Source organism: Halocella sp. SP3-1, from assembly GCF_003953885.1.
Lineage (GTDB): Bacteria > Bacillota > Halanaerobiia > Halanaerobiales > DTU029 > Iocasia > Iocasia fonsfrigidae.
In genome coordinates this window covers 1,554,148-1,579,383 of the sequence record NZ_CP032760.1, presented here as the reverse complement: position 1 = coordinate 1,579,383, position 25,236 = coordinate 1,554,148, and the positions used below count along the sequence as shown (strand labels likewise).

Annotated in this window: 24 protein-coding genes and 1 pseudogene; 1 reads left to right on the top strand and 24 read right to left on the bottom strand. The window is 36.0% G+C overall.

Going from position 1 to position 25,236, the window contains the following annotated elements; all coding sequences use genetic code 11:
* Positions 1-106 precede the first annotated feature (106 nt).
* The 10 genes from D7D81_RS07395 to D7D81_RS07350 all read right to left on the bottom strand — a co-directional run bounded on the left by D7D81_RS07395 (position 107) and on the right by D7D81_RS07350 (position 10,159).
* Complete coding sequence (locus tag D7D81_RS07395; RefSeq protein WP_125988742.1) at positions 107-367, bottom strand: hypothetical protein; 261 nt, start codon at positions 365-367, stop codon at positions 107-109.
* A gap of 99 nt (positions 368-466) precedes the next feature.
* Complete coding sequence (locus tag D7D81_RS07390) at positions 467-685, bottom strand: hypothetical protein (RefSeq protein WP_125988740.1); 219 nt, start codon at positions 683-685, stop codon at positions 467-469.
* Positions 686-1,765, bottom strand: coding sequence for a GerAB/ArcD/ProY family transporter (locus D7D81_RS07385; RefSeq protein WP_125988738.1), 1,080 nt, complete (start codon positions 1,763-1,765; stop codon positions 686-688). It lies immediately after the preceding gene.
* 15 nt (positions 1,766-1,780) lie between these two features.
* Positions 1,781-2,971, bottom strand: coding sequence for a Ger(x)C family spore germination protein (locus tag D7D81_RS07380; RefSeq protein ID WP_125988736.1), 1,191 nt, complete (start codon positions 2,969-2,971; stop codon positions 1,781-1,783).
* Positions 2,972-2,990: 19 nt separating this feature from the next.
* A complete protein-coding gene (locus D7D81_RS07375; protein ID WP_125988734.1) occupies positions 2,991-4,619 on the bottom strand; it encodes a spore germination protein in 1,629 nt (542 codons plus the stop codon).
* A 133-nt stretch (positions 4,620-4,752) separates the two neighbouring features.
* Entirely contained in the window at positions 4,753-5,703 is a 951-nt protein-coding gene (locus D7D81_RS07370; protein ID WP_125988731.1) for a helix-turn-helix transcriptional regulator, read from the bottom strand.
* A gap of 263 nt (positions 5,704-5,966) precedes the next feature.
* On the bottom strand, positions 5,967-7,262 hold the full coding sequence (locus D7D81_RS07365; protein ID WP_286170313.1) for an acetyl-CoA hydrolase/transferase family protein: 1,296 nt from the start codon (positions 7,260-7,262) through the stop codon (positions 5,967-5,969).
* A gap of 18 nt (positions 7,263-7,280) precedes the next feature.
* A complete protein-coding gene (locus tag D7D81_RS07360) occupies positions 7,281-8,459 on the bottom strand; it encodes an acetyl-CoA C-acetyltransferase (protein ID WP_125988729.1) in 1,179 nt (392 codons plus the stop codon).
* A gap of 38 nt (positions 8,460-8,497) precedes the next feature.
* Positions 8,498-9,283 carry an enoyl-CoA hydratase-related protein gene (locus tag D7D81_RS07355; protein WP_125991989.1) on the bottom strand — a complete coding sequence of 262 codons (786 nt, stop codon included), beginning with the start codon at positions 9,281-9,283 and terminating at the stop codon, positions 8,498-8,500.
* A gap of 30 nt (positions 9,284-9,313) precedes the next feature.
* On the bottom strand, positions 9,314-10,159 hold the full coding sequence (locus D7D81_RS07350) for a 3-hydroxybutyryl-CoA dehydrogenase (protein WP_125988727.1): 846 nt from the start codon (positions 10,157-10,159) through the stop codon (positions 9,314-9,316).
* A gap of 175 nt (positions 10,160-10,334) precedes the next feature.
* Here D7D81_RS07350 and D7D81_RS07345 point away from each other — a divergent pair, with 175 nt between their 5' ends.
* Positions 10,335-11,771: a DDE-type integrase/transposase/recombinase gene (locus D7D81_RS07345; protein ID WP_125988725.1), complete on the top strand. Its 1,437-nt coding sequence runs from the start codon at positions 10,335-10,337 to the stop codon at positions 11,769-11,771.
* Positions 11,772-12,077: 306 nt separating this feature from the next.
* Here the strand turns inward: D7D81_RS07345 and D7D81_RS07340 are convergent, their stop codons facing one another.
* The 14 genes and pseudogenes from D7D81_RS07340 to yidD form a co-directional block, all read right to left on the bottom strand.
* Positions 12,078-13,178, bottom strand: a complete 1,101-nt coding sequence (locus tag D7D81_RS07340; protein ID WP_125988723.1) for an electron transfer flavoprotein subunit alpha/FixB family protein — start codon at positions 13,176-13,178, stop codon at positions 12,078-12,080.
* Positions 13,179-13,207: 29 nt separating this feature from the next.
* Positions 13,208-13,993, bottom strand: coding sequence for an electron transfer flavoprotein subunit beta/FixA family protein (locus D7D81_RS07335; protein ID WP_125988721.1), 786 nt, complete (start codon positions 13,991-13,993; stop codon positions 13,208-13,210).
* Between the two features lie 92 nt (positions 13,994-14,085).
* On the bottom strand, positions 14,086-15,225 hold the full coding sequence (locus D7D81_RS07330; protein WP_125988719.1) for an acyl-CoA dehydrogenase: 1,140 nt from the start codon (positions 15,223-15,225) through the stop codon (positions 14,086-14,088).
* Between the two features lie 303 nt (positions 15,226-15,528).
* A complete protein-coding gene (rbr, locus tag D7D81_RS07325) occupies positions 15,529-16,104 on the bottom strand; it encodes a rubrerythrin (RefSeq protein WP_125988717.1) in 576 nt (191 codons plus the stop codon).
* Positions 16,105-16,171: 67 nt separating this feature from the next.
* Positions 16,172-17,014, bottom strand: coding sequence for a zinc transporter ZupT (zupT, locus tag D7D81_RS07320; RefSeq protein WP_286170310.1), 843 nt, complete (start codon positions 17,012-17,014; stop codon positions 16,172-16,174).
* 117 nt (positions 17,015-17,131) lie between these two features.
* Positions 17,132-18,382, bottom strand: a complete 1,251-nt coding sequence (locus tag D7D81_RS07315) for a TRAP transporter large permease (RefSeq protein WP_125988715.1) — start codon at positions 18,380-18,382, stop codon at positions 17,132-17,134.
* A 2-nt stretch (positions 18,383-18,384) separates the two neighbouring features.
* Positions 18,385-18,858, bottom strand: a complete 474-nt coding sequence (locus D7D81_RS07310; protein WP_125988713.1) for a TRAP transporter small permease — start codon at positions 18,856-18,858, stop codon at positions 18,385-18,387.
* A 78-nt stretch (positions 18,859-18,936) separates the two neighbouring features.
* Positions 18,937-19,917: a TRAP transporter substrate-binding protein gene (locus D7D81_RS07305; RefSeq protein WP_125988711.1), complete on the bottom strand. Its 981-nt coding sequence runs from the start codon at positions 19,915-19,917 to the stop codon at positions 18,937-18,939.
* Between the two features lie 39 nt (positions 19,918-19,956).
* A complete protein-coding gene (gene ilvD, locus D7D81_RS07300; RefSeq protein ID WP_353622116.1) occupies positions 19,957-21,591 on the bottom strand; it encodes a dihydroxy-acid dehydratase in 1,635 nt (544 codons plus the stop codon).
* A 259-nt stretch (positions 21,592-21,850) separates the two neighbouring features.
* A pseudogene (locus D7D81_RS20370) lies at positions 21,851-22,096 on the bottom strand (transposase); the annotation flags it as partial.
* Positions 22,096-22,335 (bottom strand): helix-turn-helix domain-containing protein, encoded by a 240-nt coding sequence (locus D7D81_RS20075; protein ID WP_286170306.1) that lies wholly within the window; start codon positions 22,333-22,335, stop codon positions 22,096-22,098. The pseudogene D7D81_RS20370 and the gene D7D81_RS20075, both read right to left, overlap by 1 nt.
* Positions 22,336-22,550: 215 nt before the next feature.
* Entirely contained in the window at positions 22,551-23,075 is a 525-nt protein-coding gene (locus tag D7D81_RS07290) for a tetratricopeptide repeat protein (RefSeq protein ID WP_125988707.1), read from the bottom strand.
* 68 nt (positions 23,076-23,143) lie between these two features.
* On the bottom strand, positions 23,144-23,638 hold the full coding sequence (locus D7D81_RS07285; RefSeq protein ID WP_125988705.1) for a hypothetical protein: 495 nt from the start codon (positions 23,636-23,638) through the stop codon (positions 23,144-23,146).
* 15 nt (positions 23,639-23,653) lie between these two features.
* A complete protein-coding gene (yidD, locus tag D7D81_RS07280; protein ID WP_125988703.1) occupies positions 23,654-24,916 on the bottom strand; it encodes a membrane protein insertion efficiency factor YidD in 1,263 nt (420 codons plus the stop codon).
* Positions 24,917-25,236: the final 320 nt, after the last annotated feature.

The following is a 25,236-nucleotide window of genomic DNA, read 5'->3' as shown; positions in this document are numbered from 1 at the left end:
CTGATAAATTTCAGACACAAATCGAGATAAATACTATATATAGAAAAGACTACTGGAAATTTTCCAGTAGTCTTTTTTCTTATCATAGCTCTTTCTTAAATAAATTTTAAGTTCTGGATAAACCTTTATTCCTATAATATAGCATTATATCAGTCACTACCATTAAAAAGTTTAAAATGTAAAGATAAATTACCAAATCATAATTATAAAACAATTTATGAATTATCCCGGCAATATACCCTATTAAAATTATATACAAAAAAGAAATACTTTTCCCGGAGTTATCCCTGGAAGTATATGATTTATAGATAGATAATGGCCAGGCAGCCCCAAAACACAGCAACATAATTGCTTCAAAAATACTCATTTTTACATTACCTCTTCTCTTATAGATTTATTCTCTTATTTTTAACCATTACTAGAGTATACCATATTTTTAGACCAAAATAAACATCATTATTTTCTTCTATTTGGAAATCCAGCCTGGTAAAATCGGCTGTATTAGATCAATCAAAATCCTGGTAATAGAAGGGAATTTTACTCCAAAATGCCGCAGGGTATATAAGACAAAACCCAAAAATAACAGTAAAGAAAAGGCTATTACCTCCCGCCAGTATTTTCGGCGTATTAGGCCGGGTAGTTCAAAAAAAGCTATTATGGTAAAAACAGCAATTATCCCTAGCATTTATGATTCCCCCCGAGGTAATTTGCGGATGGTAGCAATAATTAAAGTCATCACCGGTATGATTACATGAAATATAGTAGCAATAAAAGGGTAGACATTCTGATATTCCATGGTCTCTACTATATTATAATAGTGAAGTTGAAAGGTAAGCAGTACACCGATCGGCAGAACCAGAGGGAGATAGGTCCGTAGGTTTAATAATTGTGCCCCAGCAAGTGTGGTAATATAAAAAGTAAATGCATATTGTAAAAACCCACTCCCCATAAAATTTAGGGCTATTAATATCTCTAGCCGGGTAAGTATTTCTCCATAATTTATTAAACGCACTGCCTGAAAAGAGGGGTAAGTATAGATGCCTCCCGTAATCCCCAGTACCCCGATATTTCTAACTGCTACAAAAATCAGTAATGATGCCGATATAAAGGTAGCCTTGATTACTGACTTTTTTACCTCCCCCTGTTTATTGGTAAAGGGGATTATCATCAAAAAATAAATAGGAGAAAAAGAGAAAATGGCAGTACGGTAAACTACCCAGGCCATTTTCGGGACTGATGCCTCAAAGACAGGCTGGAAATTCTCTAGATTAAAATCCTTTGCTAACAAAATACCAGTAAGGAGTGTACTAATAAAAACTATCGGTATAATAAACTGAGCACAGCGGGCAATTACTTCAATTCCATTCCTGACCCCAGATGCCGCCACCAGTGTAATTGAAATCATAAAGACAATAAATGGAGTACTGGTCATAAAAAGGAGATTAAAGAAATTAGAAAAATCGATTACCAGTAAAGATGATATGTGAAAAAAAAACAAAATATAAAGCAGGGAAATTAATCTGCCAAGAAAATTCCCATAAACAAGTTCACTTATTCTTACCAGGGTCTCCCCTGGAAATCTAGCAGCTAAACTAAGCTGAACCAGGGTCAGGATAAGCCCTACAAATAGGGCAGAGATAATAGCTATCCAGGCATCCTGATTAACAGTAGCCCCAGGAGGGATGACAAAACCAACACCTAACGACCTAGCTATTACCAAAAAAATAAGTTGTGAACTGGAAATCTTGCCCTTCTCTAATGCCATCTACTACCCTCTCTCTTATTTTTTTACCGGAATCGGTGGTTTAAGATTTAAACCAGCATGATGCAGCAGGGAGTCTACCTCTATACTTACCTTTATTTCAGGAAAAATATTATCCCAATCTCTTTTGATCTCCTGCCAGTTATTAGGGTATTTACGGTGAAAGGCTTCCCCAAAAGCAAAGATATCTGTCTTGTATTCTTTCGCCTTCTTGAGAGCAGCCTCAATCTCCCTCTTTACAGCCTCTTGTTTCTGTCTTTCCAGATAGGCAATCATTTTGCCAGTAGCTAAATTGGTAACACCCATCTGCTCCCCAATATTTCCTTCTGTAGAGACCTTAAGTTTAATCTTATACTCCCCATTAGTAATTTCTGCCTTTACCTTACTACTGGCTTTAGTAATTTCTAAACTTATTTTATTGTCCCGAGGGTCTTTAATGACAATAATCCCACTCTCCACCTCACCCTTTACCCATAAAAGGCCGCGGGTCTCTTTGGTATTTAGGTGAGTAAGCAATTTATCCCCTTTAAAAACCGCTGTTCCCTCAATCAGGGGCTTTTTTTCTCCGGCCTTTTCTAAAATACGGAGAGGTGTAGCTACAGGGTCTGTGGTTTTACTTATTAACATAGTTAAAAATTCCTGCAGCATAACCCCACTTATCTCTGAAGTTGCAACCCTGTCTTCAATCATTCTAGCAATCCCAACAGCTGGTATTTCTTCCAGGTCTGTCTTAACCCTCATTACATCACCTGCCTGGTCTTCAGCTATCAAAACCCAGACCATATTCCTTGTTTCATGGTCCCTAATAAAAAAACTGAGGTATGGGGTAATCCCTTTTTCGGCCAGCTCTTTACTAAATACTATTATATTATTGTGGGGAAAATATAATTTCCTGGAAGACTGGAAGGTAAAATTCCGAACAGCATCAAAAAGCGTCTCACCTGTACTTTCAACAACCCAGACAGTCTCTGCCCCTTCTTCTTTAGCGGAAGAACCCCCTTCCCCACCTCCCTGGGGCTGTCCTACTTCACCTGCCTTGATTATCTGGGCAGTTAGTTTTATTCCTTCTGTTTCCTGGTCATAATCAATAGCTATTCCAGCAACAACTGCCAGATCATCCAGTTCTTTACGGTCCCAGCAGGCCGTTAATAATAATAGTAAAAACAATAAGATAGTAAAAATTATATATTTAAGTAATTTCTTTTTCACCTATTTCACCTTTTTACTTTCATTCATTATCACTACTATCTGCCTCAGCTTCAGATTTATCCCTATCCTGGGGTGGATGTGGCATCATCCTGAAGTCCTGCCGCTGGGGATCCTGCCAGGCAATAGTCCTCGGCCGGGTAAACATAGCCCATAAGGGAGACCTTACCAGCACATCTTTTAAATCCCTCAGACTTAAAGGGGCTAAGGGGGAAAGATAAGGAACCCCAAAAGAACGCAGTGAAGTCATATGTATTAAGAGCCCTAACAAACCTATAATTATCCCAAAGGCCCCTAAAGAACCGGCCAGTATCACCAGTATAAACCGTAATACTGTTGCTGCATCAGCCTGTGATGAAACCACAAAACTGGAGATAGCTGTTAAAGCCACCATAATCACCAGTGGGGCACTAATCAGACCGGCTGAAACGGCAGCCTCACCTATTACTAAAGCACCTACAATACTTACCGCCTGACCGACCGGTCTGGGCAAACGTACACCGGCCTCCCGCAAAATCTCAAAAACAATCCCCATAAAGATAGCTGCCACAAAGACTGGAAAAGGGGTACCTTCACTGGCGGCAATCATGGTAATTAAAAGGGGGGTAGGTATTATCTCCTGATGAAAGGTAGCTAAGGCTACATAAGTAGCAGGTAATAATATGCTTATAAATAAAGCAACAATTCTTATCCAGCGAATTATTGTCGTATAAAACGGCCTTGAGTAATAATCCTCTGCAATCTGCAGGCTTTCTACAAATAACATTGGTACAGTTAAGACAAAAGGGGTCCCATCAATTAAAATAGCAGCCCTTCCCTCTAATAACTTGGCAGCTGCAACATCTGGTCTTTCAGTATTTGCTATGGTAGGAAAGGGTGAAAAGGGGGCATCTTCAATGAATTCCTCGATATAACCCGATTCTAGAATTGCATCTGTTTCTATACCTTCCAACCTCCTTTTTATCTCTTCTACCAATTTATCATTGACCAGACCTTTAATATATGCTATACAAATCTCAGTTTTGGTCTGCTTTCCCAGTTTCATTGCCTCAAAAATCAGATTAGGGTTATGTATTTTCCGTCTTAACTGAGATGTATTAGTACGCAGTGTCTCGGTAAATCCTTCCCGTGGTCCCCTGACAACAACCTCTGTTTCCGGCTGTTGAATACCTCTGGCCTCCCAGCCCCTTGTGGCGATAATTAGAGCCTTTTTAGAACTATTGATCAATATCCCCGTTTCACCTGTTAAAAGAGAATCAATCAGGCAATCCAGGTCTGCCGTATATCTTATATCCCCACTGGTAATGGTATTAGTTTCAATTACTTTAACTATATTTACTGCAGTATCTTCATTAGCAACTAATCTGGTATCAATCATCAGTGGTCTTAAAATATTCTCACTAATACTTGTCTTATCAACCAGTCCCTCTATATAAACAATGGCGGCCTCAATTTTATCTTCAGAGCCAAGTCTAATTTTTCTACAGACAAAATCAGAACTTTTGCCCAGTCTCTTCTCAATATAACTAAGGTTTTCCTGCAGTTTCTTAGCTACCTGAATATCAACAACGACCTCTTGATCACCTTCTTCATTATTTTCATTCCTTAATAATTCTATAAACCTTAATTTGCGCAGTAGTTTTCTTAACATTTATCTACCCCTTATAGCAATGCAAACTTTAAGTTATTATAGTATCTAGTATAATTCTTAAGGAATAAATATATTCAAAAAATTACTAAACTGTACTTAATAAAATATGACAAGAACTGTCCCTCTGTCATATTTAACAATACTGTTCAAGCCGTTTTCTGTTTTTTAACTGGAACTGTTTGGGAGTAATCTTAAAGTAGGCCTTAAAGCGTTTAATAAATGATGAAAGGCTGTTATAACCAACCTGATAAGCTACCTCACTAACTGATATATCACTCTTGCTCAATAATTTACGAGCTTGATTCATTCGTAACTCAATCAAATAATGTCCGGGTTTTATCTTCATATTCTCCTTAAATAACTCATTAAATTTATTAAAACTAATACCTATTTCAGAGCACATTTTTTCAATACTAATATCCTCCTGAAAATGTTGATTAAGGTATTTGATACCCTGCTGTAAGATATCATTATCCAGGAAATCACTTAGATCAAGGACCTGATTTAGGATGCCTTTTTTATATAAATAAAAAAATAGTTTCTCCTGGGTAATTCTAATTAAGAAATCATTTGTTTTATCTTCAGCTTGGTAAAGGTCAATTAACTCTACAGCAGTCTCCCTGACCTCTCTATCTAGTTGTGCATAATAATAATCTTTTTTATTCATATTTAAATATTTTTTGGGAAAAATTTCACATGGATTAGTATCTTTTATTTTTTCTAGTACACTATTAATAAAATCTTCGCTAAAAAATAACATTAATTCAGAAAAAGGGGTAGTTATTTGATATTTGTAATGCACATTTTGATTTACTAAAAAAAAGACATTTTCATTTAACATAATCTTAGTATTATAAGCGTGGATTTCTTTCCTCCCTTTAAACAATAAAGAAAAATAAGGAAAAAAAGTGTCAATATCAACTTCATTACCAATATTATCTTTATTTAAAATTACACCTATTACCCCTTTACTAATAGAAGAAAGATCTGTCTCTAAATTACCACTCTGATTGAATTTTAAATCACAATTTGATTGATAATTTATGTTTTCATCATAAAGTGTATCAAGATGAAAGAGTTCCATATGCACTTATTCCCCTTTCTCAATTTTATTTCTATTATTTCTTTACTACCTTAATATATTATTATACTATATTTAGATATATTTTTGAATGAAAATTTAAAAGAAACAAAATATAAAATTTTCAGATTAAACATTTCTCAAAAAAACTAATAATTTTATGAAAAACTCCTTATAATTAGGACTTAAAAAGTTTATAAATAATATGCTTAAAGTTCCCAAAAATAAGAAGTTTTTTTTAATATTATATTTTTTAATAAATTGTGTTAATAAAGATATGGTGCCTGAGCCTTTAATTCATCTCTAAAGGCAGGATGGGCAACATCAATTAGGGCAGCAGCCCTCTCCCTGGCAGTTTTACCTCTAAGTTGGGCTATGCCATATTCAGTAACTACATAATTAACTTCATTTTTGCTAGTCGTAACTACAGCTCCTTTTTCTAATATAGGCACAATAGTAGACTTCTTTCCTTGCATTGCCGTTGATTTTAAAGCAATAATACTTTTACCACCAGGGGATCTCAAAGCCCCTCGAATAAAATCAACCTGACCACCAGAGGCACTAATCTGTTTTACACCTACACTTTCAGCACAGCACTGCCCTAATAAATCAATCTCTATTGCTGAATTAATAGAAATCATTTGATTATTACGGCTAATAACCACTGGGTCATTAACATAAGAAACCGGATGCATTTCTACCATAGGATTATCATCTAAAAAATCATACAGTTTTCGTTTTCCTGAGGCAAAAGCACCAATTATTTTGCCAGAATGTAAAGTCTTCTTTTTGTTATTAATTACCCCTTTTTCCACTAAATCAACCATACCATCAGTAAGCATCTCACTATGAACTCCAAGATCCTTTTTATTTACCAGAGCCTGAGCTATGGCATTAGGGATACCACCAATCCCTAACTGAATAGTAGAACCATCTTCAATCAATTTGGCAACATAACTACCAATCTTTTGTTCTGTTTCAGTTGGTGGGTTAATTGTTAATTCTGGCAAAGGTTGATTATTATTAACTAAATAATCTATATCATTCACATGAATAAAGGAATCCCCTAGGGTCCTAGGCATATTTTCATTAACTTCAAGTATAACCAGAGCAGCCTGTTCAGCTACCTTACTGGTATAATCAACTGAAACCCCAAAGCTAAAATAACCGTGTTTATCCATTGGTGACACTGTAGCTAGTAAAACATCAACCTCAACATATTTCTTATACAGTTCCGGTATTTGGGAAAAATAATTAGGAGTAAAATCAGCTGCACCAGAATTAACTAATGACCGGCTAGCCTTACTACTAAACCAGGAATTATGTCTAATAAACTTTTCAACCCCTGGCTCATAGAGGCCATAAGTACTGCAAGGCAACATTTGGTCAACTATCACCCCTTTTAATTCTTCTTGGCGTTTTCCCAAAGCTTGAAGAATTTTTGAAGGAGCACTACAACCTAAACCAACAACAACTCGATCACCTGATTTAATTATTTTAGCAGCTTCTTGAGCAGAAACTAGCTTTCTGTTTAATATATTTTGATAATCCATCATAACCATTCCTTATTATATATATGACTATCTTGTAACAATAATCGCTGCTCCCTGACCACCACCAATACAAAGAGTAGCTAAACCATTTTTGCTATCACGTTTTTCCATTTCATATAAAAGTGTAACCAAAATACGGGCACCACTCGCTCCAATAGGATGGCCAAGGGCAATTGCACCGCCATTAACATTAACCTTTTCAGGGTCTAAGGAAAGTTCCTTTAAAACTGCCAGTGACTGAGAAGCAAAAGCCTCATTAGCCTCTACCAAATCAAGATCACTGACCTTCAAATTTGCCTTTTGTAAGGCTTTTTGAGTAGCTGGAATAGGTCCAGTTCCCATGATTTCTGGTTCAACACCTGCTGTGGCATAAGATTTAATAGTGGCTAATGGAGTAATCCCGAGCTCTTTAGCCTTTTCAGCTGACATCACTACTAAAGCAGCTGCTCCATCATTAATACCAGAGGCATTACCAGCAGTAACTGTACCATCTTTTTTAAAAGCTGGTCTTAATTTAGCAAGTTTCTCTACTGTAGTACCTGTCCTGGGGTGTTCATCCTGAGAAAAAATTATTGGATTACCCTTTCTCTGAGGGATTTCTAAGGGTATAATTTCATCTTTAAATCTCCCTGTACTTATTGCTTTCTCTGCCTTTTGCTGACTGCTTGCTGCAAATTCATCTTGTTCCTCTCTAGTAATTTTCCATTGTTCGGCAATGTTCTCAGCTGTAATACCCATATGATAGTCATTAAAGGCTTCCCATAGTCCATCTTTAATCATAAGATCAACTAGTTTGCCATCACCCATTCGCTCACCCCAACGGGCCTTTTCTAATAGATAACCAGCTCGACTCATATTTTCCATTCCACCAGCAACTATAATGTCAGCATCTCCTAACAAAATAGCCTGGGTAGCCAGATGAACTGCTTTTAAGCCAGAACCGCAAACCTTATTAATGGTCATTGATGGTACTTCATATGGCAAACCAGCATAAATTGCAGACTGTCTAGTTGAGTTTTGCCCTAAACCAGCTTGCAAAACATTACCCATAATTACTTCATCAACTTCAGATGATTTTACTTTTGCTCTTTTTAGTGCCTCTTTAATAACTTCCGCTCCTAAATTAACAGTTTTAATTCCTTTAAGACTTCCACCAAAGGTTCCTATTGCCGTTCTAACTGCACTTGCTATTACAACTTCTTTCATGCTTTCTTCACCATCCTTATTAAAATATTTGAATATAATTATTTGCCTTTAAAAACCACCTTTTCTTTATTTAAAAAAGCAGCCATACCATTCTTCTGGTCTTCTGTTTTAAAACATTTGGCAAAAGAAGAACACTCATGTTCCAGACCAGTATCAATATCAGCTGTTACAGCATAATTTACTGCTTTTTTAGTTAATTCAATGGCCACAGGGGCATTTTTAATTATTTTTTCGGCCAGTTCCCTGGCTTTAGCAAGTAAATCATCCTCAACAGAGACTACATGATTGACTAAACCAATACGCAGGGCCTCAGCTGCATCTATCATCTCTCCAGTAAATAATATTTCTTTAGCATAGGCCGGTCCAACAATCTTGGTTAAACGCTGAGTACCGCCAAAACCTGCTATAATACCCAGACCTACCTCTGGCTGACCAAATTTCGCTTTACTGCTGGCTATTCTAATATCACAGGCTAAGGCCAGTTCATTGCCCCCGCCCAGAGCAAAGCCATTTACTGCTGCAATCACTGGTTTAACGCTTTGCTCCAGCATAGTAAATACCCCCTGCCCCTTCCGGGCAAAATCCTCTGCCTCTCTTTCATTCATCTCCTTCATCTCAGCAATATCTGCTCCAGCCACAAAAGCCTTATTACCTTCACCAGTAATAATTATAGCCTTAACATCAGAATTATTTTCTAATTCACTTATTGCCTGGGCCATCTCCCCTAATAATTCACTATTTAGGGCATTTAAAGCCCGGGGACGATTGATCTTAAGTATAGCTAATTTATCCTCTATTTCTAAAATCAAATTTTGATAAGCTATTTTCAACACCTCCATTACGCCAAATATCTATTAATTATACTCAAAAAAACCTCTACCTATCTTCCTACCTAAGTGACCTGCCCTGACTTTTTTCCGTAATAAAGGACAAGGACGATATTTACTGTCACCGAATTCATTATAAAGTGTTTCCATAATAGCCAGACAGACATCCAGACCAACCAGATCACCCAGGGCCAGTGGTCCTAATGGATGATTAGCCCCTAACTTCATAGCTGTATCAATCTCATCTGCTTTCGCTATTCCTTCATATAGAATAAAGGCAGCTTCATTAATCATCGGTATTAAAATACGATTAACTACAAAACCAGGTGCTTCATTGACCTCAACTGGGGTTTTACCAATCTTTTCAACAAATTCTTTAGCCTTATTAAAAGTCTCCTCAGCAGTAGTTATACTCTTGATTAATTCTACCAGTTTCATTACTGGTACTGGATTAAAGAAATGGATTCCTAAAACCTTATCAGGGCGTTTAGTAGTAGTAGCAATCTCTGTAATACTTAAGGCAGAGGTATTACTGGCCAGAATTGTCTCTGGAGAACACAATTCATCTAAGTCCTGAAAAACCCTTTTTTTAATCTCCATCTGCTCGGTTATTGCCTCAACAACCAGGTCAGCATCAGCTAATTTAGACAATTCTGTTGTACCAGTAATTCTCCCCGAGACAGCATCCTTTTCAGCAGCACTTATTCTTTCTTTCTGGACACTACGAGCCAGGTTTTTCTCTATCTTAGCTAAGCCCTGATCAACAAAATCTTGTTCAATATCTCTCAAAATAACCTCATAACCACTTTGAGCTATTGTCTGAGCAATACCACTACCCATCGTGCCTGCTCCTACAATTCCGATCTTTTTCATAATATCACCTTCCTAATTTTATTCGTAATGTCAAAAATATTTTAAAATATATTGTCAAAACCCTATTATAGTAGGGATTTGATCTTAAATACTTGTCACCCCCCCTCTTTTTGAGGTATATTTAGGTTGCTTATTTACCTTTTTAAACCACAAATAGAAAAGGCGGTGACAAACTTTGAAACAAATTATTAATGTCTTACTTACTTATATTCAAATTCAATATCATATTATTTGCTATCTCTTGACTTTACTTGTTAGTAAAGACTTCATGCCCAAAGATGAGATTCCCATCAGCAAGAAATATCATCATCTTCAAGTTGATGATTTACCCATTATTGAAGTCCTGGAAAAGCTTGATTACCAAAAACTAATAATTGCTTACGAACAGGAACATGGTAAACCTCTTAAACCTGTCAGACGCCGTAACGCCAAATACAAAGTTCCTGAGTCTATGACCTGCCCAAGATGTGGTGCCCCACATATTTATCTTTATGATAATACTGGTGGTCGTGGTCAATATCTCTGTAAAATTTGTAAGACTAATTTTAATGATAAAATTCGCTTTTCTAAAACTGTTATCTTTAGGTGTCCCCATTGCTCTCGTACTCTAGAACAAATTAAAGAGCGTAAGAATTTCTATATCTACAAATGCAAGAATGATGACTGCTCTTTTTATCTTAAAAACCTTAGATCCATGAGTAAAGAAGAGAAAAAACACTTTAAAAAATATCCCCATAAGTTTAAAGTTAGATACATTTACAGAGAATTTGACTTTGACTTTCAACCATTGAGCAAGGAGTCTCCAGATTTACCTAAAGTTGATATCTCAGGAATACATTCTTCACCACATACTCTGGGGTTAATCCTTACTTACTATGTTAATTATGGTCTTTCTTCTCGCAACGTAGCTGCTATCATGGAAGATGTTCATAATGTTAATATCTCTCATCAAACTGTAATTAACTATGCTGATTCAGTTGGTTATCTAGTTAAACCCTATTTAGATAATTATCCTTATGAGCTTTCTGACTCTTTCTGTGGTGATGAAACCTACATTAAGGTTTATGGCAAGTGGCAGTATATTTTCTTCTTCTTTGATGCTGTGAAAAAGATTATTCTATCTTACCATGTCTCACCTAATAGAGATACACCTTCTGCAATTAAAGCTATTAATGATGTCCTTACTAAGATGGATACTATCCCTGATAACCTCAACTTCGTAGTTGACGGTAATCCTATCTATCTTCTGGCTAAACATTATTTCTATCAACAGGGTATTAATTTTGATATCACCCAGGTTCTCGGCCTTACTAATGACGACCCTGTCTCAAAGGAAAATCGACCTCTAAAACAAATTATTGAAAGACTCAATAGAACTTTTAAAAAAAGCTACAGATCAAGATGTGGTTTTAAGTCTTCTAAAGGATCAGTATCATACGTGAACCTTTTTGCAGCATACTTCAATTTCTTAAGACCACATTCAGCTCTAGAGAAAAAAGTACCTGTAACTGTACCTCAGCTTATTAATCTGCCTAACATGCCTGCAAGATGGGGCAAGCTGATTGAACTAGCTCAAGAGCATATACTCTACGAGCAACAGCATTCTGCTTAATCTTTATATCTATTTAGCAGAACCCGAGGCAGCTAAAAGCTTTATCTAAGCATTGGCGAAGCGAACCCTTTACAAACCGAACCAGACAAATGCTAAAATTGAAGTACGAGGGTTGGCTAATTTGCTATGCTCTTTATATCCATCCCCTTCAACCTCGGCTACTTACCAGCAGCATTTGGATGGTGTTTGTCAAGGGTTATGCAACGATCCAACCAGTAAAAATTACTTAAAAGACTAAAATCTGTCTCCAACATCACTTTTTCATAGATTTTTTGACACTACCATTTTATTAATTAATAAATTTATTTAAACAACTTCAACTTTTTGAAACGCCTTATTTAACAGGGGCACTATCTCATGTAAATCCCCAACAATACCATAATCACAGACTTCAAAGATCGAGGCAGCTGAATCAGTATTAATAGCAATAATAAAATCAGAATCCTGCATACCAGCCCGATGCTGGATAGCCCCAGATATTCCACAGGCTAGATATAGTTTGGGATGAACAGTCTTACCAGTCTGACCTACCTGATGTTCTTTATCAATCCAACCCTCATCAACAACAGCACGGGATGCACCAATCTCTCCACCCAAAGTAGTTGCCAACTCTTTAATTACCTCAAACCCATCAGCAGAACCAACCCCGCGCCCACCAGCAATAATTATCTCAGCCTCTTCTAGATTGACTGCTTTACTGGCTGCCTTAACAATATCAGTAATTTTAGTAAATAAATCTTCTCTAGACAACTGAGAATCCATCTTAATAATCTGGGCTTCTTTTTTATTAACAGACATAATATCTTTTTTAGATAAATCAGCAGAAACCTCTATTATATTCCCCTGGCGCTTATAATCTGGTTCTTCCTTAACCATAACCCCAGGACGTACTGTGGCCATTTGCGGTCTGTGCTCTGGGCAAATAATAGTTGCCATTAGATTCCCACCAAAGGCAGGACGAGTCTGTAATAAAATTTTCTTTTGCGGGTCAATTTCTAATTTAGTACAATCTGCTGTTAAACCAGTCTGCAATCTAGCTGATAGACGAGGAGCCAGATCCCTCCCATTATGAGTTGCCCCAATTAAAACTATTTCTGGTTTATATTGCTTAATTAAATCAGCTACCACCCGGGCATAAGGACCAGTTCGATAGTGTTTTAATTCCTGATTTTCAACCATAATAATCCTATCTGCCCCGTAGGCTACTAATTCTTTGCCTATCTCCTTTAGATCAAAACCCAATAATACTGCTGTTAATTCAACAGCAAGATCATCTGCCAGTTTTCTACCCTCACTAACCAACTCTTGAGAAACACTTAAAAGTTGACCATCTCGTTGTTCGGCCAAAACCCAAACACCCTTATATAAAGACACATCCTTTTTACTTCTTTTAACATTATTTGACATTTTGCTGGATCAACCTCCTCTATATATAATTAAATTATATGCTCTAACTTCAATTTTTCACTTAATTTAGCTACTATTTCTGATGGTGAACCCTCCAGTATCTCGCCTTGTTTTTCATGAGTAGGCACAAAAGTCTTAAAAACCTTGGTGGGTGATCCATGTAAACCCAGTCTTTCATCATCTACTGTAAAATCTGAAACAGACCACTCAGTTACTGTTAATTTTCGATGAGCATCTACTATTCCCCGAATTGAGGGATATCTTGGCTGATTAATATCAGCAACAACTGTCACTAGAAGGGGTAATTTGCTTTCTATTTTACTATACCCATCTTCTAATAAACGTTTAGCTGTTACTTTTTCTCCACTAAGTTCCAGTTCACTAACATAAGTCAATTGGGCAATCCCTAGGTTTTCCGCAATCTGGGGGCCTACCTGTGCTGTATCACCATCTATTGCCTGACGCCCGCAGAAAACAAGGTCATAAGAACCAATTTCTTTAATCACCTGACTTAGAGTATAAGCAGTAGCTAGTGTATCAGAACCAGCAAAAGCACGGTCACTAATCAAAATAGCCTCATCAGCTCCCATTGCTAATGCCTCCCGCAAAGCAACTTTTGCCTGGGAGGGTCCCATAGAAATAACTGTTATTTTAGCACCATTCTTTTCTTTAATTCTAATAGCCTCTTCTAAACCATTTCTGTCTTCTGGATTAATAATACTTGGTACACCTTTTCTAATTAAAGTACCTTTTTCTTGATCAATCCGTACTTCATTTGTATCTGGTACCTGTTTAATACAGACAATAATATTCATAATGTTTAAACCCCTCCTAAAAAATAAATCCTATCTAATTTATTAATAGACCATTTATTCGTTAAAAATAAATCAACATTATTTTATTAAACCTATCTTAATAATGAACCAGCAATAACCATCTTCTGTACTTCAGTTGTACCTTCATATATTTCTGTAATTTTAGCATCACGCATTAATCTCTCTACAGGATAATCCTTCATATAACCATATCCTCCATGGAGTTGTACCGCCTTGGTTGTTACTTCCATAGCTGCTTCTGAGGCAAAGTATTTAGCCATAGCAGCCTCTACAGAAAACCTCTTACCTGAATCCTTGGTCACAGCAGCCTTATAGACTAAATTTCGGGCTGCCTCTACCTTAGTAGCCATTTCAGCTACCATCCACTGCAGACCCTGAAATTTAGCTAGAGGACGCCCAAATTGCTCTCTTTCTTTTAAATAAGTAGTAGATTCATCCAAAGCCCGGCTGGCAATCCCTAAAGCCTGGGCGGCAATACCAATCCTACCTCCGTCAAGGGTGGCCATGGCAATCTTAAAGCCCTGCCCCTCTTTTCCCAGTAAATTCTCTTTAGGTATTCGACAGTCCTTAAAAATTAATTCCCTGGTATCTGAGGCATTAATCCCCATTTTATTCTCCTTTTTCCCTACACTAAAACCAGGGATAGTCCTCTCTACAATAAAAGCACTGATCCCCCTGCTGCCTTTACTTTGATCAGTCATAGCCATGATGACAAAAATATCGGCCTGGCCTGCATTAGTAATAAATATCTTATTCCCATTTAAAATATAACTATCCCCATCCAGTTTAGCAGTAGTTTTCAGTCCACTGGCATCTGTCCCTGCATTGGGTTCAGTCAGAGCAAAAGCCCCCAGTTTTTCCCCTTTAGCCAGAGGTATCAGGTATTTTTCCTTCTGCTCTTCAGTCCCATATTTAAAGATAGGATGGGCGCCCAGTGAAGTATGGGCAGAACAGATAACCCCATGGGTAGCACAGGCGTAAGATAATTCCTCAACTGTAAGTACATAGCTTAAGGTATCAGCCCCGGCCCCACCATATTCCTGGGGAAAAGGAACCCCTAACATATCAGCCCTGCCCATCTTGTTAACATTTTCCCGCGGAAATTCCTTTGTTTCATCTATCTCCGCTGCAATGGGCTCAACCTCCTTTTGGGCAAAATCCCGTACAACTTTCCTGATCATTTCTTGTTCTTCTGTCAAATTAAAATCCATCTTTATTCACTCCTTACTTTATCTTTTCTGGTGAATTTTTTCACTTAATCTGTAAAAAATTTTGTCCTGTAACTGTTAACTAGATTAAAATAATATTCTTACATGTTTATTATATAGTAAAACCCAAAAAATTTTTTGTTAATTATTTAACGATATTAGTTAATTTTTTATTTTTAGGAAATTAAACAAAAATATTATTACATTATTACTACTAAATCCTAATACACTATTCAAGCTATATATATATATATTATCATTATATATCTAAAAGGCAGGCACTTTAAACACGCCTGCCTTTTGTTTTTAATAATTATTTTCCTTTAACTCAAAGTATTTCTGGTCATGAAGACAGGCTGGACACTTTTGAGGAGCCTCTTTACCTTCATGGACATAACCGCAATTGCCACATTTCCAACGGACCACTTCTTCCCTCTTAAATACCCGACCTTCTCTTAAATTACTTAATAACTTTAAATAGCGTTTTTCATGTTCGGCCTCTACCTCTGCTATTTTTCTAAAAGCAGCAGCTATCTCCGAAAACCCTTCTTCCTCAGCAACCTGGGCAAACTCAGGATATAACTCAGTATATTCCTCATTTTCACCTGCTGCTGCAGCCTCAAGATTCTCCTCAGTTCTACCAATAACCCCTGCTGGATACTCAGCAGTTATTTCCACCATACCACCTTCTAAAAATTTAAAGAAACGCTCAGCATGTTCCTTTTCATTCCGGGCTGTCTCCAGGAAAATGGCTTCTATCTGTTTATAACCCTCTTTACTGGCTTTAGAAGCAAAGAATTTATACCTGCTTCTGGCCTGTGACTCCCCGGCAAATGACTTCAATAAGTTAGCTTCTGTTTTACTACCTTTTAGCTCTGTCATAATATCCCTCCAATTTGTTTGTATATTTATATTATAAAGTAAAATGACAGTCAGATAAAGAATTAATTTAAAATAATAAAAGACTTAAAGCCATAACGGCCATACCAGCAATAAAACCATAAATTTCCTGATGTTCTTTACCATATTTCCTGGAAGTAGGTAATAATTCATCAATAGATATATAGACCATAATACCAGCAACTACTCCAAATAAAACACCAAATACCAGGTCATTAAAGAAAAAACTAAAAATAAAATAACCAATAACAGCCCCGGCCGGTTCTGCAAGACCAGATAAAAATGAATAAACAAAGGCCTTTTTCTTATTCCCTGTAGCATAATAGAGTGGGACAGAAACCGAGATACCCTCTGGTATATTATGGATAGCAATAGCTATGGCAATTGACAATCCCAGGGCTGGGTCTGATAAAGCCGAAGCAAAGGTAGCTAAACCCTCAGGAAAATTATGAATAGCAATAGCCAGTGCCGAAAACATCCCCATTCTCTGTAACTCAATTTTATCATTCAGGCTGTCCTCTTTTATAATGGTCAGGTTTTTATCAGATACAGGCTCATGGGGATTTTCTAACTCAGGTACTAATTTATCTATTAAACCTATAATTAGTATTCCCAGAAAAAATGATAAAACAGTCACCCATTCACCAGTACTACTACCATAATAGCTAACTAATGCCTCCTGGGATTTATCTAATATCTCAACAAAAGAGACATAGATCATTACCCCTGCTGAAAAGCCTAAAGAGATTGATAAGAAAGAGGCATTGCTTTTTTTGGTAAAAAAAGCCAAAAAACTACCTATTCCAGTTGCTAAACCAGCAAATAATGTTAATAAAAACGCCAGAAATAAATTGCTGATTTCTACCACATCCTTCTTTGTAATAGTAATCATTATTACTAATATCTATATTATATTACATGTTCATAATTAAATCAACTATTAAACCTAATAAATTAAAAATCATTTTCATTATGTGACAGACGAACCGTCCCCTCGTCAAATTATTAACTAATAAAACATTAATGGTATATAGGTTACTGCCAGAAGTGTTATGACCATAGCTGCAATCATTGGTAATATTGCCCTGCTGATCTTTTCCATGGAGAGGTTGGAAACAGAGCTAGCCACATAGATATTTATCGCCACAGGTGGTGTAATCATACCAATAGAAAGTCCAATTATCTCTATTAATCCAAAATGAATTAAATTAATCCCCAGGCTGCTTACTATCGGTAAGAATACAGGTGTTAAAATAATTAAAGCCGAAGCCGTTTCCATAAAAACCCCAGCAATAAGTATAATAATATTAATAAATAAAAGTATGAGAAAAGTATTTTCAGTAAGACCCAGAACAGAACTGGCAATGATTTTCGGCAGCTGCCAGTTAGCCAGGACCCAGCTGAAAACCTTAGAAGTGGCAATTAGCAGCATAATCAAAGACATAGTAACCCCTGAATCAATAACTATTTTAATAATATCCTTCCATTTCAGGTCTTTATAAATAAACAAGGCCACAAAAACAGCATAGTCAACAGCAATAACTGCAGCCTCTGAAGGAGTAAAATAACCCGAAAATATGCCACCCAGAATTATAATTGGAGTCAACAAACCCCAGAAAGATTCTTTAAATCTATCCCAGATATTACGTAGATCAAATTTACTCCCCCTGGGATAGTCTTTTTTGTTGGCCCGGTAAATGGCAATAATCATCAGGGCAACAGCCATTAATATCCCAGGTAAAAATCCATTCATAAATAAACGAGCGACAGATTGGTCAGCAATTATGGCATAGAGTATCATTGGCACACTGGGAGGAATTATTATCCCAATTGTACCCGAAGCAGCAATCAGAGCAGAAGCAAAAACCTTTTCATAACCCTTATTTTCCATTTCTGGAATTAAAGGTGCACCAATAGCAGCTGTGGTAGCTGCCGCTGAACCAGAAATAGCCGCAAAGAACATAGAACCAAGGATAGCTACAGCAGATAATCCCCCTTTAACAAAACCAAGTAAAGAATCAGCAAAATCAACCAATCTCTTTGATACATTACCCTTAGCCAGGAGATTGCCAGCCAGAATAAAGAATGGTATCGCTACCAGTGGAAAAGAGTCAGCACCAGCAAACATCCTCTGTGGTAATAAAATTAATGGTATATCATTTGTTATTAATACCAGTAGAGAGCTAAGCCCAATAGAGATTGCCACTGGAACTCCGAGCATCATAAATAAAATTAAACTAATAGCTAATAGTGCTAACATACTTATTCCCCCCTTTCAAAACTCTGTACTAACTCAGAAAGACTATGAATCATCATCATAAACATACTGATTGGTATAACCAGGTAAACATGTTTCATCGGCAGCTTCAGGGCAGGTGAAATCTGAAATACCTGCATCTGAATCAATCTAATACTATAAAACCCTGCATAAGCAAAAAATACTATCATTATGATTAAGGTTATAACCCTACTTAAAATTGCCGCTTTCCCCTTAAGCTGGTCTGTAAAAAAAGTCACTGCAATATGGGCGCCCCTTTTTATTCCTATACTGGCTCCCAGAAAACTACTCCAGACCAAAAGATAACGAGATAGTTCCTCTGTCCAGGAGAGTGCTTCAAAAAAAACCCGGGATATTATCTGTAATGAGATAATTAAGGTCATTAAAAAAATGGCTGTAAAGACAAGCCATTGAACAACCTTATCAATTAGATTACTGGTCCTTATTAAAAACCGCATTTCCTATATTAACCCCCTTGTAATTTAAGATAGGAATTAGTGCCCAGCTCTTTAAGTGGACCCTAATTCCGCTTATCACTATTTATTGGCTAACTCTTCCCTTATTTCTTCAATTATATCTCCAAATTCAGACTCCTTATCCTGGTAAACAGATTCAACTGCCTCCTGGAAGGGAGTGAGATCTGGATAAGAAACCTGCATACCATTTTCTGTAATAACTGCCAGTTGTTTATCCCGTTCCTGGCTATTCCAATTACGTTCATATTCTGCTGCTTCCTGAGCTGCCTCTTTAAATATCTGCTGATTTTCTGCAGAAAGGCTATCAAATTTCAACTGGCTCATAACAAAGATAGCTGGAGCATAGGTATGCCTTGTTATAGATAGATAATCTTGGGTTTCATATAATTTAAAAGAATAGATAACATTAATAGGATTTTCCTGGCCGTCAATTGTACCCTGCTGTAAGGCAGTAAGGGCTTCAGTCCAGGCCATTGGTATAGCATTAGCCCCCAGTGCTTTAAAGGTATTAATATAGACCTGATTCTCCATAACCCTGATCTTTAATTTATCCATATCCTCAGGTGTCTCCACAGCCCGTTTTGAATTGGTCAGATTCCTAAATCCTCGTTCAGCATAAGCCAATCCCTTTAAGCCAACATTACTTAAGTCATCCAATACCCTCTGTCCAATAGGCCCATCAAGGATATAATAGGCTTCTTCTGGACTGGCAAAAAGGAAGGGCATCTCAAAAACACCCATCTCTGGATAAAAATTACTTACTGGTCCATTGGTGATAACCCCCATATCAATTACACCCATCTGCATACCTTCCAGTAGGGTCCTTTCATCACCAAGTTCAGCATTAGGGTGAATTTCAATAATAAGTTCACCTGCTGTACGCTCTTCGACCAGTTCCTTAAATTTAAGGGCTGCAATATGAAATCCATCCTGCTCATTAACAACATGTGATAGTTTAATTGTCGTAGCCGCAGCTGTTCCTATACTAAATACTATTGTAAAAACTAAAACCATAACTAGAACACTTTTTAATCTCCTCATCTTCTCCAACTCCTTTGTATTCATTTGTTTTTTTGATACCTACCTTTTAAAAACAGCACCTGTATCAGCTGAATCAACAGATTCACTGTATCTAACCAAATATCCATCTTCCACCTTGGATTTAACTTCCTTCAGATTAGCTATTCTCTCTTTTAGTTCTTCATCAGATATTTTAAGGTTTAATGAACGGGCCGGGATATCAATTTCAATAATGTCGCCTTCTTTTACAGCTGCAATCGGGCCTTTACTGGCAGCTTCAGGTGAAATATGACCAATAGATGAACCCCTTGAAGCACCAGAAAAACGTCCATCAGTTAGCAAAGCAACACTCTTATCTAAGCCCATTCCGGCCAGAGCTGAGGTTGGACTTAACATCTCTCTCATCCCGGGACCGCCCTGGGGACCCTCATAACGAATAACTACAACATCACCCTCTACTATCTTGCCTGCCATAATAAGCTCATTGGCTTCTTCTTCAGAGTCAAAAACCCTGGCCGGTCCAGTATGCTGCATCATCTCATCTGCTACAGCAGATTGTTTTACTACACTACCCCTGGGAGCAAGATTACCCTTCAGGATAGCCAGTCCTCCTTCCTGGTGATAGGGATTATTATAGGGTCTAATTACCTCTTCATCCTTTACCTCAGCTTCTGCCAGGTTTGCCCTCAAGTCAGTACCTGTTACTGTTATAAGATCCAGGTTCAGTTTATCTGCATCAGCAAGAACTTTCATAACTGCCTGTATACCACCAGCATAGTAAAGGTCTTCAATAAAGTGTTCCCCACCAGGACTCATACTACATAGGTGTGGTATCTGGCGGCTTATTCTATCAAAAAGGTTCAGGTCTATCTCCACACCAGCTGCATGGGCTACTGCTGGGATATGGAGTACCGTATTGGTTGACCCACCCAGGGCCATATCTACTGCAATTGCATTTTCAACACTCTCACGCACAATAATATCTCGCGGACGGATATCCTTTTCGAGAAGCTCCATTACCTGTAAGCCTGCCTTGCGGGCCAGGGCAATCCTGGAACCCATAACTGCCGGAATCGTACCATTACCAGGCAAACCCATACCTAAGGCCTCAGTAATACAGTTCATGGTATTGGCCGTAAACATACCAGAACAGCTTCCAGAGCCTGGACAGGCATATAATTCTAAATCCCTTAACTCTTCTTCTTCCATTTTACCTGCCGCAACAGCACCAACACCCTCAAAAACAGTCTTTAGGTCAACCCTTTTTCCTTTCCAGTGACCGGCCATCATAGGACCGCCGCTGACAATAACTGTAGGAATATTTAAACGACCAGCTGCCATTAACATACCTGGTACAATCTTGTCACAATTAGGTACCATAACCAGGGCATCAAACTGATGTCCCTTAGCCATAATTTCAATTGAATCGGCAATTAACTCACGACTGGGAAGGGAATACTTCATCCCCTGATGATTCATGGCAATCCCATCACAGACACCAATTGTAGGGAACTCAAAAGGTGTTCCTCCTCCCTCAATTACCCCCTGTTTAACAGCATCAGTAATCTTACGCAGGTGATTATGTCCTGGAATAATCTCATTAAAGGAATTCACAACACCAACCCAGGGTTTATTAATCTCCCTGTCTGATAAACCGTTGGCACGTAGTAGTGAACGATGTGGTGCCCTTTCCATACCTGATTTAGCATTTTCACTTAACAAATTTATCCCCTCCTGAATAAATCTCTTAAATTTAATTCCATACTATTTATTACTTAAAAATACCTGAATACATTTGCATTTCAAAATAAGCTTTATCCTTTTTTACATACTATTATAACCCCTTTTACTACTTTTTTCAAATAAAGATATTAAACAACAGAGATTTATTAATTGCAAGTTAAAATGCACGGTTTTTTAAAATATTTTCATCTTCAATATTTGTTAATATATGTTAAGCAACATTAAATGTCTTTTCCTTAAATATTTCTCTAGACGTTTTGAACTCAAAGATTTTTCTCGGGTAGGTATTTATAAATTCTTGTATTCTTTTAACTTTATTTCTGGTTAATCCTTTGAAGCTAATTCCTTTGGGTAGAAACCTACGGATCATCTTATTTATGTTCTCATTTGTTCCTCTTTGCCAGCTGCAGTATGCATCACAATAATACTGTTTTGTCCTAGGAATACTACTCCCTGTTATACACCCTGAGCTATCTCAGGAATATATTCTCCCTTATCTCTCCACATGTAGTTCTTTAGGATTGTAATTCCTTTTTTAATTTCTCTACTAATAGTGGTTCTATGGCAGTTCATCTCTCGGGCTATCTCAGTATAATTTTTTCCTTGCTTATTATATAAATAAGCTATGATTTTTCTATCTCCTAGAGTTAAGTGTTTTCCTTTTTTTCTTTGTATGTTATAATGAGTTTGACGCATATTCTGTATCCTCCTAATGTTTTGTGTGGTGCTTAACATTATATCGAAGATACAGATATGTGTCTATTTTTTTATTACCCCGTGCATTTAATTATACAATGTTTCAACAACAGAGATTCCTCAAACGGAATCAAAAAAATAAAATATTGTAAAATTATAAAAAAACGGCTGGCCTCTCTCAATTTATCTGTTCTGAGCAGCCAGCAGCTATAAAACTATTTATCATTATATTTTTTTAAATTTTTATATAATCTTTTTAAATCCTTATCATCAGGATTATTCTCCATCTTAGTTTCTATTGTTTTTTCAAGCTGATCAAAATCTAAACGCTGATTAACATAATCTTCATCTATATTTTTAGCTCTCAAGTAATATTTTATAGCACTAAAATATCTTCCTAGCCAAAAATAACTGGCAGATAGATTATAATATGCCTTGATATAATTCTTGTCCAGGTTTATCGCTAACTTAAAATCTTTCACAGCCTTTTTATATTCTCCAATATTATAATAAGCACAACCTAAATTATTATAATATATTGCTGAATGTGTATTTTTTTCAATTGCCAATTGGAAATATTGAATTGACTTTTTATAATTGCCTTCTTTCAATAAAATATATCCCTTTAAATTATATATCTCTGAATTAGATATTTCCTGTTTTGCAATACAAGAGTAATTATATAGCAATAAAACAACAAAGATAATTAAAACTAAGCTAAGGAAATTTAAAGCTTTCATTGAATACACCCATCTCTAAAAGTAGAGCCCAGCTTTTTATTTTTAAATATCATCTTTACCTATAACCACTAAATATTAATCTGATATGTAGAAATTACTCTTGCTTCTATTCTTGTATTAGCAGGAATTTTAGCATCTTCACCTTTCATTAAAGCAAAAAGTGGACAAATTAAAAGACTTAGTCCAGCAGAAGCAACTGTACTATCTTTCCCTTCTACCATTTTACTACCAGAAAGTGCTACATAAGTACCATCAACTGCTTCCACACTAGAAATATTTAATCCTAATTTTCCGGCCATCCCTATTAATCCACTTTCCTTGGAACTAGTAACTGTTGCGATAACCGGAGATCCAGCTTCAATAACCACTGTATTATTTACAAGCACATCAGATGATACAATCAAACTTACATTGTCTCCCACTTGTAATTGATCAGGATCAAGCATACTGGTAGTCTCTACAAAGATAATAGTCCCAGATTTAAGTTCTACCTCTTTTGCTGATACACCTAAGTTTAAAATAAATACAAATACTAATACTAAAATCAAACTGCGTTTTAACATAATAACCATCACTCCTTAATAATTTATTTTATTTAAAACAATATTAAATTTAGACATATATTTTTCTTTAATGTCTTCATTTGCATTTCTGGCAGTTTCATAAGACCCATATATATTGCCAGCATAAAACCCAAAATTAAAAGCAGCCAATAATATACCTAAAGCATCATTATCATTCTCAAATGCTTTACTTGCCCCCATATACAATAATCCATTAACAATTAAAGAAGACAATGCTGTTTTCTTATATCCATCATATAAATATCCCATTCCAGGAATTACACCCAAAAATGCAGCTAATTTGGGACTTTTATAAGATATACCTTTACCATTATTTGCTAGCTCTTTAAAATGATTAGCTGTTTTATAATAGATACTATTATTATTTACAAGATCAAAATAGTCTATTGCCTTAGCCCATTGTTCTTCATAAACATATGTGGTTCCTATTATTATATTTACCTTAGACCTATAATCAGTATCCTGAATATCTGGAATAATATCAAACAATTTCTCTCTGGCCATTTTGAAATTCTCTAAATTAATAAAAGCAACGGCCATATAATATTTTAGATCAACTTCATTTACAATTTTAATATCATTGGAATTTATTATTTTATTTCCCCAGGTAATTACCGCCATATAATTTCTAGTTAAAAAATTAATAGAAAAAATAGATATTAAGGCTCTAGATCGGTATTTAGAATTTGGATAATAAGACAACAACCTCTTATATTCAATGATAGCTTTATCATACTCATGATTTAATTCCAGTTCTTTAGCAAAATCAAATAGTAACTTTTCATTAGCACTTTTGATAATTTCTGTCTCAGTCTTACCATCAACAGTTTTATTATCATTTTGTTTATAATCACTATTAAAGTCAATTCTAGCTATTTGAATTTTTGCGTTCCTATATGTATTATTGCTTTTAATTGGTAAATCGTTATATCTTACTGCTCCATTAATATTTACTGTTTTATAATGTTCCAGATCATTACTACATCTTAACAATCGATCTGTGGTTTTCAACACTGCAATTATAGGATTCATCTGCTGAAAACATTGTTTTGCATACTGGGAACAGCTAGGATTCATAGGACAAGTCGTATAATTAATTGGGCTAATATATTCTTGATATACATTTATTAAACTGGATGTTAAAAATTTATCATAAGAATGTACACTATCATTTTCTACTGCCTTGACTGGCACATTTATACTATAAAACACAATGATAAATAAAAAAGCAATTAGAAATAGATTTTTAAAAGACAAAAAATACCCTCCCTAAAACTACCTTAATTTGTATAAAAAATAAAGAATTATTGTTTAATTATGAAATAATTGTGAAATAATAAATTTATAATTCTCTATTAATATAATAATTCCTTCTTCATTCTTCAAAAACTATATTTTTGGGACTTTTTACCTATTTTTTACCAAACAAACGTGGGTTTTCCTTAATTCTCAACAGCTATGTTATTAAGGCTCTTTCATAATAGACCTTTTGCATAATTGAATTGTTTCACAGTATAAATTAAATTATTAAAATCATTTAATTCACTTATTATCCATGTCTTTTTGATTATAAAATG